At 35.2% G+C, this 14,605-nt stretch carries 16 protein-coding genes; 5 read left to right on the forward strand and 11 right to left on the reverse strand.

The genetic code is table 11. The features are described from left to right. Positions 1 to 4: 4 nt before the first annotated feature. Complete coding sequence (locus RBU60_RS00425; protein WP_308862635.1) at positions 5 to 460, reverse strand: thioredoxin family protein; 456 nt, start codon at positions 458 to 460, stop codon at positions 5 to 7. Positions 461 to 669: 209 nt separating this feature from the next. Here RBU60_RS00425 and argS point away from each other — a divergent pair, with 209 nt between their 5' ends. The 3 genes from argS (at position 670) to RBU60_RS00440 (ending at position 3,928) form a co-directional block, all read left to right on the forward strand. Then, complete coding sequence (gene argS / locus RBU60_RS00430; protein ID WP_407660186.1) at positions 670 to 2,445, forward strand: arginine--tRNA ligase; 1,776 nt, start codon at positions 670 to 672, stop codon at positions 2,443 to 2,445. A gap of 160 nt (positions 2,446 to 2,605) precedes the next feature. Further along, a complete protein-coding gene (gene fic / locus RBU60_RS00435; RefSeq protein WP_456085760.1) occupies positions 2,606 to 3,169 on the forward strand; it encodes a protein adenylyltransferase Fic in 564 nt (187 codons plus the stop codon). Positions 3,170 to 3,340: 171 nt separating this feature from the next. Then, entirely contained in the window at positions 3,341 to 3,928 is a 588-nt protein-coding gene (locus tag RBU60_RS00440; protein WP_308862638.1) for a TlpA family protein disulfide reductase, read from the forward strand. A 159-nt stretch (positions 3,929 to 4,087) separates the two neighbouring features. Here RBU60_RS00440 and RBU60_RS00445 read toward each other — a convergent pair whose 3' ends face one another. From RBU60_RS00445 to RBU60_RS00455, 3 genes are read right to left on the reverse strand one after another with little or no spacing between them, the layout of a single operon-like run. Next, complete coding sequence (locus RBU60_RS00445) at positions 4,088 to 6,379, reverse strand: TonB-dependent receptor plug domain-containing protein (RefSeq protein ID WP_308862639.1); 2,292 nt, start codon at positions 6,377 to 6,379, stop codon at positions 4,088 to 4,090. Then, positions 6,372 to 7,277 carry a FecR family protein gene (locus RBU60_RS00450; protein WP_308862640.1) on the reverse strand — a complete coding sequence of 302 codons (906 nt, stop codon included), beginning with the start codon at positions 7,275 to 7,277 and terminating at the stop codon, positions 6,372 to 6,374. Before RBU60_RS00450 ends, RBU60_RS00445 begins: the two co-directional genes overlap by 8 nt. A 53-nt stretch (positions 7,278 to 7,330) precedes the next feature. Next, positions 7,331 to 7,846, reverse strand: coding sequence for an RNA polymerase sigma factor (locus tag RBU60_RS00455; RefSeq protein ID WP_308862641.1), 516 nt, complete (start codon positions 7,844 to 7,846; stop codon positions 7,331 to 7,333). 319 nt (positions 7,847 to 8,165) lie between these two features. On the opposite strand from RBU60_RS00455, the gene ffh reads away from it, so the two are divergent. After that, entirely contained in the window at positions 8,166 to 9,494 is a 1,329-nt protein-coding gene (ffh, locus tag RBU60_RS00460) for a signal recognition particle protein (RefSeq protein ID WP_308862642.1), read from the forward strand. Positions 9,495 to 9,548: 54 nt separating this feature from the next. Beyond that, positions 9,549 to 10,439 carry a bifunctional 5,10-methylenetetrahydrofolate dehydrogenase/5,10-methenyltetrahydrofolate cyclohydrolase gene (locus RBU60_RS00465; RefSeq protein WP_308862643.1) on the forward strand — a complete coding sequence of 297 codons (891 nt, stop codon included), beginning with the start codon at positions 9,549 to 9,551 and terminating at the stop codon, positions 10,437 to 10,439. A 38-nt stretch (positions 10,440 to 10,477) separates the two neighbouring features. On the opposite strand, the gene RBU60_RS00470 is transcribed toward RBU60_RS00465, so the two are convergent. From RBU60_RS00470 to RBU60_RS00500, 7 genes are read right to left on the reverse strand one after another with little or no spacing between them, the layout of a single operon-like run. Beyond that, a complete protein-coding gene (locus RBU60_RS00470; RefSeq protein WP_308862644.1) occupies positions 10,478 to 10,885 on the reverse strand; it encodes a YkvA family protein in 408 nt (135 codons plus the stop codon). Positions 10,886 to 10,887: 2 nt separating this feature from the next. After that, on the reverse strand, positions 10,888 to 11,952 hold the full coding sequence (locus RBU60_RS00475; RefSeq protein WP_308862645.1) for an AI-2E family transporter: 1,065 nt from the start codon (positions 11,950 to 11,952) through the stop codon (positions 10,888 to 10,890). 3 nt (positions 11,953 to 11,955) lie between these two features. After that, a complete protein-coding gene (locus RBU60_RS00480) occupies positions 11,956 to 12,378 on the reverse strand; it encodes a VOC family protein (RefSeq protein ID WP_308862646.1) in 423 nt (140 codons plus the stop codon). A 4-nt stretch (positions 12,379 to 12,382) separates the two neighbouring features. Next, the gene (locus RBU60_RS00485) at positions 12,383 to 12,622 is read right to left on the reverse strand and encodes a DUF7218 family protein (protein WP_308862647.1); all 240 of its coding nucleotides are present in this window, start codon (positions 12,620 to 12,622) and stop codon (positions 12,383 to 12,385) included. 48 nt (positions 12,623 to 12,670) lie between these two features. Beyond that, on the reverse strand, positions 12,671 to 13,471 hold the full coding sequence (gene rluF / locus RBU60_RS00490; RefSeq protein WP_308862648.1) for a 23S rRNA pseudouridine(2604) synthase RluF: 801 nt from the start codon (positions 13,469 to 13,471) through the stop codon (positions 12,671 to 12,673). 10 nt (positions 13,472 to 13,481) lie between these two features. After that, a complete protein-coding gene (locus RBU60_RS00495) occupies positions 13,482 to 14,318 on the reverse strand; it encodes an alpha/beta hydrolase (RefSeq protein WP_308862649.1) in 837 nt (278 codons plus the stop codon). Positions 14,319 to 14,346: 28 nt separating this feature from the next. Then, positions 14,347 to 14,532, reverse strand: a complete 186-nt coding sequence (locus tag RBU60_RS00500) for a hypothetical protein (protein ID WP_308862650.1) — start codon at positions 14,530 to 14,532, stop codon at positions 14,347 to 14,349. Positions 14,533 to 14,605 lie beyond the last annotated feature (73 nt).

The raw sequence follows: 14,605 nt of genomic DNA on the forward strand, positions 1-14,605 counted from the left end.
TTAATTATTGTTTTTGAGTGTAAATTTTCCCGAGGTTCATAAACTCAGTAACTGATTTATATCCAGAAACCCGAGTTAAGATTCGGCCATTTCCTCCATCTAAATACAGTAAAGTAGGGTAGCTTCTTAAGCCAATACTTTTTGCAATTTCAGCACCTTCGCCTTTTTCCGCGTTAAGCGCTAAATTGATAAACTCCTTATTGTAGAATTCTCCCACGGTCTTATCGCGAAAGGTATTTTTCTTTAGCGCTTTACACACGCCGCACCAATTGGCATAAAGATAGACAAAAACCAATTTTTTTTCTTCTTTAGCCTTTTCTAAAGCTTCGTGATAATCTCCGTTATAAAAATCGATTCCTTTTCTAATTTCTGTTTTATCCTTCTCATTAGGCGTGGTAAAGCCATAGAAAACAAAAGCGAAAAGAACCGCCATAAGGATAGATGTAAAAGGAAGTTTCATAAGAGTCGAAGTATTAGTCTCCTCTGAGGTTATTCAGAAAAGCTTCTTAAATTTAAAGTTACATTTTCTTGAGAAGAACTACAAGTAACTAACAACATGAGTTTTTTAAGTCTAAACCTAAGAAATAACTCGTTTTAAAAAGGAAAGCTACGACGGAAGTTAGACAACTCTAATTTTTAAATTATCTTTGCACCTCCAAATTTAAGTGAATTTTCATGCAAGCATTATTAGAACAGCACATCAAAGAAGCGCTCAACTCGCTACATCAAGTTAATTTAGAAAATGTTGAATTTCAGGCAACCCGCAAGGAGTTTGAAGGCGATGTGACCGTAGTGATTTTTCCTATGTTACGCCAGGTGAAGACCAACCCCGTGGCTTTAGGCGAAGCTATAGGAAGCTATTTAGTGGAAAATGTGGATGTAGTAGAGCGATTTAATGTGGTGAAAGGTTTTTTAAACCTCGTGATTAATGATACGTTCTTTTTACAACAATTTAAAGAGATTAAGGATGATGCTCATTTTGGATTTGTAAAATCTACCGAAGAATCTCCTAGCATTATGGTGGAGTATTCTTCTCCCAACACCAATAAACCTTTGCACTTAGGGCACGTCAGAAATAATTTATTGGGTTACGCTGTCGCGGAAATTTTAAAAGCTGCGGGGAATACCGTGTTCAAAACTCAAATTATCAATGACCGCGGAATTCATATTTGTAAAAGTATGCTGGCTTGGCAAAAGTATGGAAATGGAGAAACACCGCAAACCACCGGACTAAAAGGAGATAAGCTGGTTGGGAATTACTATGTAAAGTTTGATCAAGAATATAAAGCCCAAGTAGCCGAATTGCAAAAACACGGCAAGACAGAAGACGATGCAAAAGTGGAAGCTCCGTTATTGCTAGAGGCTAAAAAGATGCTTCTTCAATGGGAGGCTGGAGATGAAGAAGTGGTGTCGCTTTGGAAGAAAATGAATCAGTGGGTGTATGATGGTTTTGAAATCACCTATAAGAATTTGGGCGTAGACTTCGATAAAAATTATTACGAAAGTGATACCTATCTTTTAGGGAAAGAAGTAGTTCAGGAAGGATTAGAAAAAGACGTATTCTTTAAAAAAGAAGATGGCAGTGTTTGGATTGATTTGACCGAGGAAGGTTTGGACGAGAAAATTGTTTTGCGATCTGATGGGACTGCGGTTTATATGACGCAAGATATAGGAACTGCTATTCAGCGTGTAAAAGATTACGCTATTAATGGGTTGGTTTATACCGTAGGAAATGAGCAGGATTACCACTTTAAAGTATTGTTTTTGATTCTTAAAAAACTGGGTTACGAATGGGCGAACCATTTATACCATTTAAGTTATGGAATGGTAGATCTACCTAGCGGAAAGATGAAAAGTAGAGAAGGTACCGTTGTTGATGCCGATGAACTGATGCAGGAAATGACAAAAACCGCTCAAACGATTTCTGAAGATTTGGGGAAACTAGAAGGTTATACCCAAGATGAAAAAGAGGAACTTTACGAGACGATAGGTTTGGGAGCGCTAAAATATTACATCCTAAAAGTAGATCCGCGAAAGCGTATTTTATTTAATCCTGAAGAATCTGTAGATTTTCAAGGAAATACTGGGCCGTTTATTCAATATACTTATGCGAGAATACAGTCTATTCTGCGTAAAGCAAATTTTGATTATGGCCAAGATGTAGTGGATTATACCTTAGATCCTAAAGAGAAAGAGGTGATGAAGCAATTGCAATTGTTTCCAGAAGTGATTCAGCAGGCAGCAACGCAACACAGTCCGGCTTTAATCGCGAATTACACCTACGACTTAGTGAAAGAGTTTAATTCGTTCTATCAAAATGTAAGCATTTTGGGAACCGATGTAGAAATAGAAAAAGTATTTAGAGTGCAACTCGCAAAAACAGTAGCACAAACCCTAAAAAATGCCTTCGGATTATTGGGAATTCAGGTTCCTGAAAGAATGTAATTTCCTTTCTTATTCTAAAGCGTCGGACTCCGTTCAGATGGAGAGGAGTTTACATTGTGTTGGTAGTAAGCAAAAAAAAGCGCTACATAACTTTAAGAAGAAGATCAAAATAAAGATATTGCCTAAAGAATGAACAATGAAAATTAAGCTGTAAATTTGAATTAATATGAAAAATACAGATAAAATAAGCTTAGAAAATGCTTATCGATTGTTTGAAACAGGAGATATCGGAAATATAGAAGTTGGTACTACCCAAGGTTTAAAACAAATTCATAAATATCTGTTTAATGATTTATATGACTTTGCAGGGATATTTCGGACGCAAAACATATCAAAAGGAGGATTTAGATTTGCTAATTCCATGTATCTAAATGAAATATTAGTGAAAATTGAACAAATGCCAGAAAAGACATTTGAACAAATTGTCTCAAAATATGTCGAAATGAATATCGCTCACCCTTTTATAGAAGGAAATGGAAGGACTATGCGAATATGGCTTGATATGATCTTAAAGAAACAAATACGAAATGTTGTCAACTGGCAGTATGTTGACAAAACATTGTATGTACAAGCAATGGAAAGAAGTCCAGTTAATGAGTTAGAAATAAAAACATTGCTTTCCAATAATTTGACAAAGGAAATTAACAGTAGAGAAGTTATCTTTAAAGGTATAGAGCAATCATATTATTTTGAAGGTTACGAAAAAGATGATAGCTACGAATAATCATAGGGTCAAATAGAAAATTGCGAAAATGCTGGTTAGCAACGACGTATAAAAATATCTCTGCTTCGGTTCGATTCTAGATTTGTTGTTTTGTACTTGTGCATTTAGGATAAACTTTTTTTCGCCACACATCATTTATAATTTTGCTGTAAATAAACTACTAAGACCTATATGAAATTCAATTTTTTATTACTACTATTTCTTTGTTTTAGCTGCGAAAATACGACTCAAACATCTGAAGAAGAATCTAATCCTATTGACACATCTTCCCTTACTAAAATTCAAAGAATGGAGAGTGTATCGTATGGAAAAGAAAGTCCAGACGCCACATTAAAAGATAGTAATGAATCTACTATTGCAATTAAATCTTTCAGAGGAAAACTATTGGTAATTGATTTTTGGGCAACTTGGTGCTCACCTTGTTTAAAAGAAGCGCCAATCTTTAAAGAAATAGCCGAAAAATATAAAGATTCAAATGTTGAATTTATTACTATCTCCATAGACCAAGATTATGAGGATTGGAAAAGTTATGTATTAGAAAAAAAATGGAATGGAAAAAATTATTGGTTTGGTATGCAGGAAGATAAGTCGCTATATTCATTCTTGTATTCAAATCACAAAGTGAATGAGGAGGAGGTAATATTAGTGAGACTTCCAAAATATGTAATAATATCACCAAACGGAAAAATTTTGAGTAATTCAGATTTAAGACCAAGCAAACCAGAGTTTGAGTTGGAAATTAAAAAGAATCTTAAATAAATAAGTGTACACTTTATCGTGTTAAAACAAGGGCTTGCTGTCGGTTCTCAATCTTACATTTTTTTTATGAATTCTTCTCAAAGCCACTCATTCGTCTTAGTATAAATTGAGATTATAAGAAATTTTTTAAGCAGGCCTCTTCTTAGTTCTGCTATTCTATTAAAACATAAGTCTAAAGATGAGGTTGGGCGTAATGCCTAAACCCTCTTGTTTCACCGTGAAGATTTTATCATTCCTTCTTTCATAATACGTATTGACGATATTTTTGGTGTCTAAGACATTCCAGATTGAAATTCCCGCGTAAGCATTAATCTTTGGGTGTATAGGAAATTGCTTGCTGGCAGAAAAATCTACTCGCACATAAGAATCTAAATCTACACTGTTGGGAGCAAGGTAATCAAATTGGTTATTCGCCAAGCCTTCTGCACTAATGGGCGTATAATGTTTCCCAGACCGCCACTTAACTCCGCCAGATATTTTTAGTTGATCATATTCGTAAGAGGTGGTAAAAGATAAAGAATTGGTGATTTCAATATTGCTGTCAAAAGCTTCTTCAGAGATAGATTTAAACGTATAGTCATTGTTGGTTAACGAGTAGCTAGCCCACGCATTGAGTCTTCCAAATCTTCTTTTTAATAAGAAATCGATGCCTCGAATATAATAATCTCCAATTAAAGATGCGTATTCATATTGATCTTGAAACCCTTGACTTCTAGAGGTAATTCCTTTTATTTTTTTGGTGTAAGCTTCAGTACTCGCTAACCAGTTGTTTTTATGGTAATGTACTCCTAAAGATAATTGATAACTTTTAAGAATGGGCACCTCTTCTTGATCTGATAGCTGCCATCGTCTATTTTCGATTCCTAAAAAATCTTTCTGAAAATCGATGATCTGCGTACTAGACTGACTTTTAACCTCTCCCAGAAATTCAAAAGAAAGGTGCTCAACCACTTTTTGATTAAGGCTGAATCTAGGTTCAAACAAAAACAAATTGAACTCCTCGAAATAATTAAGTCGGGATCCTAACTGAACCGAGGTTCTAAGATCATTAGACTTAAAAGATAAGGTGGAGAATAAAGCATAATTGGTCGCGTAAAGTTGACTGAAATTCCCCGACAAGGGATTGGTCATTTTTTGCACATTATCAATTCTGGTCTTTATAAAATCGAGTCCGTTTTCCCATTGCAAGCTGGGATCTAGCTTCCAAGAAGTAATAAACTTAAAGCTGTTTTCTATCACATCGTTTTCTTGGGCTAAATCTTGGGAAGTAATCGCATTGGCATTTTTTGAATCTAAGCGATAATCAGAAAAGTAATATTGAAGCTTTGTTTTAAATACATCGCTCCAAGCTCTTTTATAAAAAAGCCCGACTCCAAGACTGCTTTGAGAAAGCTTGCTGGTTTTGGTATTCACTTGATTATCGACCATAGCATTTTCCAAAAAGCTTAAATCATTGTCTAGATAAATTACATTAAAACGGAAAAAATCCTTTTTAGAAGCTTGGTACAGCCACCTTAGACTAAGGTCATAAAATGAAAACTCATCGTTGCTCTTTACACTTTGTTCGTTGTCTGTAATCTCTGTATTTTGAAAAGCCCTATCGTAATATTGGTTGTAGGTAGGTGTTTTAAAAACTCCGTTAATAGAGCTTCTAGCCGCTATTTTAACCGAGGAGTTTTTAAAAACGGGAACATCTACCAAGCCATAAACACTTAAGTAATTAACACCTGCTTCGGCATGAAAATCTTTTTCTATTTGATCACTGGTAGCAAGAGATATAATTCCTGAAACACTATTTCCGTAAGCGGAATTGGTTCCGTTTTTAATTAAAGAAACCCGTTGCGTCATATACGGATTGATGGCAGAAATAAGTCCGAAAAAGTGCCCCGATTGGTACATCCTAATTCCATCCCACAAGACTAGGTTTTGATCTTGCGTACCTCCTCTAATATTGAGGTCAGATATTTTTTCATTAATACTTTCTACACCGGGCAAGGCTCTAAGCGTTTGGAGTGCATCGGGTTCAATGAGCCCGGGAAGTACGCCAAAGTTGTCAAAATTAACTTCAAACGTACCTTGATCTTTTTTACTAATACCGCGTGCTAGATAATTGGAGATGAGAATGGTTTCCAGTTCTTCAATTTTCTCTGGAGTAAGAATGCTCCTCTTTTTTGTTATGGCAATAAATTTGTCGGAGACGATTTTAAAAACAAGAGAGGTATTTGCTTCAAGAAAACCAAGAATGTCTATAAAAGGCATTTCTTTGTTATAAAGAGGTACGTAAACCTCTTTTATATCATGATCTGCATAAGAAAAATTGTATTTGTAATTGGTCTCCAATTCTATAATTACCTGAGGTAAAGCAATAGAATCTTTGGTTGTTTGTGCGTTTAGCGCACTACAACAAAAACAAATTAGGATAAGTAAGTAGGTGTATAATTTTTTACTCACGGGCACTTACGATGATCTCGTCTTTTTGAATACTATAGTCTAATCCAAACGGCAAAGTGACAGATTTTATTGCTGTTTCTATGTCTTTATGGGTAAAACTACCAGTAAACAATTTTTCTTGATCTAAAGTAAGGTTTTTAGTTTGAATTTTAACCGCGTATTGTCTTTCAAATTCTTTAAAAACTTCCCTTAACGGAATACTTTTAAACGTACTTTTTCCTCGTAACCAACTAGAGCTATTGTCAAAATTCTCATATTGATTGAGTTGCTGATCGCGAAATGCAAGACTTTTTCCTGCAGAAAGCTTTATGGTTTCATTATTAATTTTCACTTCTACCAAACCTTCATAACAATCTACTTGTATAGATTCTTCTCGCTGCCTCACATTAAACTGCGTTCCAAGTACGGTAACTTCGCCTAAGTTGGTAATCACGGTGAATTTTTTCCCTTTAGCGACTTTAAAAAAAGCTTCTCCTGCTAAATGAATTTCCCTGTTTCCAGTCCAATTATCTTTAGAGTAAGAAATAGAAGAATTCGCATTTAAAACTACTTCTGAGTGATCGGGCAAACTCACTTGCTTGGTCACCTTTGCTAGGGTGTCAATATCGGTATAATTAGAATGGAAAAATAGAAAGTAAGATCCAATAGCGATCACTAAAATCGCGGCGATTCTAGGAAATCTGCTTAACCAAATATTCTTGGTTTTTTTCTCTTGTTTCTCTTTCTTTAGGTTTTCTAAGCCCTCTGTAATATCTACTTCTGGAGCTTTAAAATGGGCGGCTTTCTCTGCGATCTTCTTATAATCGTCAAAGCCTTCAATCCCTTGTAAAAATTGAATTTCTTCTGTAGATAAAGTTTCATTATCTAACCACTTCTTTATGATTTCTTCTTCTTTCATGCCTTATTTTCTACCTATAGAACAACTACTAGCTTATTTTTCCTACTCTATTTTTAAATTCCTTTGATTTCTTTACGGATTTTTTTTAGGGCGCCATAAATTCTTTTTTCAACAGCTTTTTGAGAAATATCGAGAATCTCGGCGATTTCTCTGTGTTTTTTGCCTTCCGTACGGTTGAGTAAAAAAGCAACCCGTTGAGCTTCGGTAAGGGTGGCAAGCGCTTTTTGGTATTTTTCAAGGTATTCTTTTTCTTCTAATAAATACTGCGGGTCTTGGTGATCTTGGTGTTTGGTTTTTTTCTTTTCATATTTCAAAACCACTTTTTGATGTTTTACCTCATTCAACATAAGGTTATTGGCGACGGTAAAAAGAAAACTTTTTGCTTTGCTTGGAGGAACTTTCTTGCAGTTTTGCCATAATTTTACAAAAGCTTCCTGCATTTTATCTTCGGGCTGAAGCACCTCTCCAAACTTGTAGTAAAGAAAGTCATGAATGTTTTTAGCATGTTTTTGATACAAACTAGCAAAAACACTTTCTTGGCAAACATGCTCGTGTAGATCTTTAGCCATTAAGTTGAGGTTTTTTTGTAAAATTAATAAAAAATATGAGTTGTCTATTAGGAGTTTTAGGAAATGTATTGTTTTATAGATGATTACCTATGGGAAATGCAAAAAGAATTTTAATTTCTTTGGCTTTTATAAAACTAGACCTTTTGTGAAAGTCTAAACACCGCAGAGAGTAAATAGTTTTTTGTTGTTTTAGTTTAAAGACCACTGTATTACTCAGTGGTCTTTTTTATGAATACGTTTTGCTATTTTCCTGCATTAAGACTTTATAGTTAAACATCTAATCCTTAACTTTGCAATTCCTAAAAATAGAAGAAAGCCTATGTTTGATAATTTAAGTGATAAGCTAGATAAAGCATTACACGTCCTAAAAGGACACGGACAAATTACGGAGGTTAACGTAGCAGAAACGTTAAAAGAAGTACGTCGTGCTTTAGTAGACGCCGATGTGAATTACAAAATTGCCAAAGAGTTTACAAGTACAGTAAAGGAAAAGGCTCTAGGGGAAGATGTATTAACTAGTCTTAAACCGGGACAGTTAATGGTTAAGCTTGTAAAAGATGAGCTTATTCAATTAATGGGAGGTGATGTCGCAGGAATCAATCTTTCTGGGGATCCTAGCATTATTTTAATGTCGGGACTTCAAGGTAGTGGTAAAACCACCTTTTCTGGTAAACTAGCCAACTTCTTAAAAACAAAAAAGACAAAAAAGCCTCTTTTAGTAGCTTGTGATGTTTACCGTCCAGCGGCGATAGACCAGTTACACGTGGTAGGAGAGCAGATAGGAGTAGAGGTATATTCAGATAGAGATACCAAAGATCCTGTAAAAATATCTCAAGATGCGATTGCTTACGCAAAAGAGCATGGATTTAATGTCGTGATTATTGATACAGCAGGACGTTTGGCTGTAGATGAGGTGATGATGACCGAGATTTCTAATATCCATAAAGCAATTCAGCCTCAAGAAACACTTTTCGTAGTAGATTCTATGACGGGTCAGGATGCTGTGAATACCGCAAAATCATTTAACGATGTATTGAATTTTGATGGGGTTATCTTAACCAAATTAGATGGTGATACACGTGGGGGAGCTGCGATTTCTATTAAATCTGTAGTGAATAAACCTATTAAGTTTATTGGTACGGGTGAAAAAATGGAAGCCATTGATGTGTTCTATCCAGAACGTATGGCCGACCGTATTTTAGGAATGGGGGATGTGGTTTCTTTAGTGGAGAGAGCACAAGAGCAATACGATGAAGAAGAAGCGAGAAATTTGCAAAAGAAAATCGCTAAGAACCAATTTGGTTTTGATGATTTCTTAAAGCAAATCCAGCAGGTAAAAAAGATGGGGAACATGAAAGACCTTGTCGGAATGATTCCTGGTGCTGGAAAAATGATGAAAGATATAGATATTGATGATGATGCTTTTAAACATATTGAAGCTATCATTCATTCGATGACCCTAGAGGAAAGAACACAACCTTCTTTGATTAACGCAAGTAGAAAAAAGAGAATAGGAAAAGGTTCTGGAACTTCGGTAACGCAAGTAAATCAGCTGTTAAAACAATTTGAGCAGATGAGCAAAATGATGAAGATGATGCAAGGCGGCGGCGGTAAAAAAATGATGCAGATGATGAAAGGAATGAAGTAACATACTATTTAGGGCTAAAGAGCAAAATCTTTAGCCTTTTTAATTCTTATAAGAATGACAATTTTAGACGGTAAAAAAGTAAGCAACGACATTAAAGATGAAATTGCTGCAGAAGTTTCTAAGATGAAACAAAAAGGGGAGAAAGTTCCTCATCTTGCTGCGATTATTGTAGGAAATGATGGCGCGAGCAAAACCTATGTAAATAGCAAAGTGAGAGCTTGTGAACGCGTAGGCTTTGAGTCTACCATGGTAAGAATGTCCAGCACGACAAGTGAAATAGAATTGTTGGAAAAAATTAAGGAGCTGAACGAAGATGATGCTATTGACGGCTTTATTGTTCAGTTGCCACTGCCTCCACAAATTAATACCCAACAAGTATTAATGGCGGTAGATCCAGATAAAGATGTAGATGGTTTTCATCCTACTAACTTTGGGAAGATGTCTTTGGATATGACCTCATTTATCCCTGCAACCCCTTTTGGGATTTTAGAACTTCTAGAACGCTATGATATTCCTACTAAAGGAAAACATACTGTAGTGATAGGAAGAAGTCATATTGTAGGGAGACCTATGAGTATTCTCATGGGAAGAATGGGCTTTCCTGGCAACTCTACCGTTACGTTAACACACAAATACACCAAAAACATTACACAAATTACTTCTCAAGCAGATATTATTATTGTTGCGGTAGGAATTCCACATTTCTTAAAAGCTGAAATGATTAAAGATGATGCCGTGGTAATTGATGTAGGAATTACAAGAGTACCTGATGAAACTGCAAAAAAAGGATATGTAATTACAGGAGATGCAGATTTTGATAATGTAAAAAAGAAAACCTCTTATATTACTCCGGTTCCAGGAGGAGTTGGTCCCATGACCATTGCGATGTTGTTAAAAAACACTCTCTTGGCAAGAGATCGTCATCGGTTGAGACAAAATAAATAGCGAGCATAAAGAAAGCCTCCATTTGGAGGCTTTTTTTATTAGGTATTGTCTGCTTCTTCAATTTTCCAATCGAGGTAATTGTGCAAATCTGTTTCAACAAATTTGAGAGCAAAAGTGAGCACACTCAAATCGTCTATATAACCTAGAACTGGAATAAAATCTGGAACCAGATCTAAGGGGTTAAGAATATATAAAAGCGAAAATATAATAGATCCTATGGTGAACCAAGGAACTTCGGTATATAGACCGTTTTTATAATCCTTCAGCATTTTTAGCATCAGCTTTGTCAAAGACGCATATTTCTCAAGAATGCCAGAGTTAGCAATTTTCTCTTCGATATCCTCTTCTTTAGAAATAGTCACATCCATATCTTCGCGAGAGGTTTTTGAAGCTTGCTTTTTTACATAAGCTTCATCAATTTTCTTTTCTTTATTAAAAATTCCCATAATTATAATGTTTTAGATTCTGTTTTATTGTCTACTTCTTTTGGTATTGGCTTATGAGTATTACTTTTTCCGTATTCTTTTTTATAAATCTTAACGATCAATAAAAATAAAGAAATTAGAAGAGGACCAAAAATAAGTCCGATAAATCCAAATAATGGTACTCCCACCACTACTCCAAGTAGGGTTATTAGGGGGTGCACATCAGACAATTTTCTTAATACATAAAGTCTGATGATATTATCAGTACTTCCTACAACAACGATTCCATAAATTAAAATAGCGATGGCTTGCCAATTATGCCCCTGAGCAAATAATAATATAGCTACCGGGAAAATTCCTATGGCGGTTCCTACAAACGGGATCATAGATCCTATAGTAGTAATGACAAACCAGAAGAAAGGATCGGTTACTCCAAAAATAAGAAAGCCTATCAAGGCGATAATTCCTTGGCAAATTGCTACTAAAGGAATTCCAATCGCATTGGCTTTTACCATTTCGGTACTTTCTTTTCCAATAAGACTTAAGTTTTCAGAGTTTAAAGGAACATATTCATTCATGGTTTCTCTAACTTGCTTTCTGTTAGTGAGCATGTAGTAGAGAAGAAAATACATGATTCCTATGGCTATGAAAGCATCAAAGGTACCACCAGCAACACTTTGTAAGTTGTTAGAAACCCAACTGCCAATCTCACTGGCATTAATTTCTTTGGTGAAATTGTAATTTACGGCGTGTTCCCAATCACTCATTTGTTGCTTGATTGCATTCACTACCTTTTCGGAATTGTTTACTGCTTTACCTATTTTTGAAGTAAGCATCAATACAATCCCTGCCGTTGGAATTAAAATTCCTATAAAGGAGAAAGCCATTAATGTTCCTGCTGCTAAATCTTGATTCCAACCTCTTTTTAAAAGTTTGGTCATCCACTTTTTTAGAAGGACATAAAAAGTAATTGCTCCAAGGACACCAGATAGGTAAGGAGCCATTTCTGCAAAAATAAGATATCCTAATACTACGATAAGTAGTAAAATGAATAATTGTCTAACAAATTCTGGTTGTAGTCTTTTCATATATTAGGAAGCAAATAGTTGGTCTGGGTCTTTAAAAGCTTTAAATTCTAGGGCATTACCACAAGGGTCGTAGAAAAACATGGTCATTTGTTCTCCTGTTTTTCCTTTAAACCTTATATAAGGTTCAATCTCAAACTGAACATCTCTTTGCTTTAATTGATCTGCAAAAGATTCAAAAATTTCCCAAGGAAGAACTACTCCAAAATGAGGAACAGGTACATTTTTTCCATCAATGGAACTTTGCGTAGAAGCACGATGCTCACCTTCGTCTAAATGGATCACCAATTGGTGACCAAAAAAATCATAATCTACCCAATGGTCGCTGCTTCTTCCTTCTTTAAAATGTAGCGTTTTGGTGTAAAAGACCCTCGCCTTTTGTAGGTCGTCCACAGGGATCGCTAAATGGAATGGTGGTACTTTTCTCATAAACTTAATTATTTCTTAAGGCTTTAATTAGTTCTTTCTTGTTCATTTTGGAACGATTTTTAATACCTACATTCTTGGCTTGCTCATAAAGCTCTTGTTTAGTCCATGCTTCATACTTTTTAGCTTCGCCTCCTTTTTTACCAGCATTTGGAGTATTAGCAATTCTGGCAGATTTCTCTTTACTATAGCCTTTATCTCTTAAAGCTTTATATTGATCTTCATTTTTGATTCTTGGCTTTTCCATTTTTAGTTAAAGTTACCAAGATCAAACGATAAAACCCTTAAAAATATGTTAGTTTTTTCTTCTGTTTTTTGCAGACCTAATATATTTTTTAGGAGCATCTTGCTCTGACGTCTTTGAGGAATCATCCTCTGTTTTGGTGGATGTGGAAACGATTTGACTCAGTTCTTCAAGCTCCTTCTCTGTAAGATCCCTATATTCTCCCACAGCCACATCCAAAGGAATATTTAAGACTCTAACTCGTTTTAGTTGTACCACTTCATAGTTTAGGTATTCGCACATACGTCTAATTTGTCTATTGAGACCTTGTGTAAGGATCAGTTTAAATTCGTGAGAACCTATTTTCTCTACTTCACATTTTTTGGTCACCGTATCTAAAATAGGAATTCCGTTAGACATTCTTTCTATAAAAGCTTCGGTAACGGGACGGTTTACTTTCACTAGGTATTCTTTTCCGTGATTGTTTCTAGAGCGTAGAATTTTATTAACGATATCTCCGTCATTAGTTAGTAGAATAAGGCCTTCACTGGGTTTATCAAGCCTTCCAATAGGGAAGATACGACTAGGATAATTAATGTAATCTATAATATTGTCTTTTTCTACACGAGTATCGGTAGTGCATACAATGCCTACAGGTTTATGAAACGCAATATAAACAGGCTTTTCTTTGGGAGAAATTAATTCGCCTAGAACTCTAACTTCATCTCCTTCAGAAATTTTTGCTCCCATTTCGGGAACACTTCCATTAATGGTAACTTTACCTTCTTCTATGAGTTGATCTGCCTTTCTTCTAGAGCAGTAACCGGCTCCACTAAGGTATTTGTTGATTCTGATGAGGTTTTCTTGAGACAAAATGTATGATTTAATGATTTATAAAAGAAAGCATGTGTTGGTAAACTTGCTCATTGTTTAGCGAGTGCCCGCCGCCTTCGGTAATAATTAATTCAGAGTTTTTCCATTCTTTATGAATTGCTTTGGAAGCAGCAATAGGAGCTATTTTATCATATTGATCATGAATTATAAGTCCGGGTTTCTTCACCTTTTTTGCAAACTTGGCAATAGAAAAATCTTCAAACTTATAACCTAACTCTTTATAAAAATGCTCTTCTAAGGTTTTCATCACTCGAGGCTTTAGCTGAAGTAGTTTTTGGTAGTCGCTCATGATTGCGGAAAGCTCTGATGGAGGTCCTAGCAATATCAACTTTTCTACGTCATTTTTAAACTGATGTTGATGATAAATCGTAGACATAGCACCAATACTATGACCAATAATCATTGCGGGAGAAATATGGTTGACCACTTCTTGTATGGCGTTTGCATACAAAGGAACATTAATCAGTCTTCCTTCAGAATAACCGTGAGCGGGAGCATCAAAAGCAAAAACATCATAATTTTCTTTTTGAAGTTTTTTTATAAAGTCTTCCCAACGATGTGTATTGCTTTCCCAACCGTGAACCAATAGAATTTTCTTATTATTTCCTGGCCATCGGTAGGTTTGTATTTTTTTTTCCTGAAAAAGAATCACTTCATCTTTAGCCTTATCTAAAAAGGCTTCTTGCTCTGGCTTCACTTTTCCTTTACGTGGGGCACAAAAGAGGTCGAAAGCTTTTAAGGCTACTTTTTTAGGCTGAATTAGGTGCTGTGAATTAAACTGCATCCCAATGATTCTAGGTAGGTATTTTTTAAACTTTTTTTTCATTCGGTAAGCCAGAAAAATTAATGTGATTTTACACCTCGTCCGTATCTTTTTTTCTCTTTACAATTCCAATCCCTGCAAGAAAAAATATAAGTCCAATAATAGCAAAAGCCCAAGGACTCATGCCTATATTCATCTCTCCAAAAATTCCGAAAATGCCAAGAACTAAGCAAATCATTCCAGCAACGGTAAGTATGATTCCTAATATTTTAATCATCGTAATATGTATTGGTTAGAAAGCTAAAGTTATGGATTACTCGTTTCAACTCTTCTTTAATTAACATTTTCTA

Origin of the sequence: Mesonia profundi (genome assembly GCF_031085155.1) — a bacterium.
GTDB lineage: Bacteria > Bacteroidota > Bacteroidia > Flavobacteriales > Flavobacteriaceae > Mesonia > Mesonia profundi.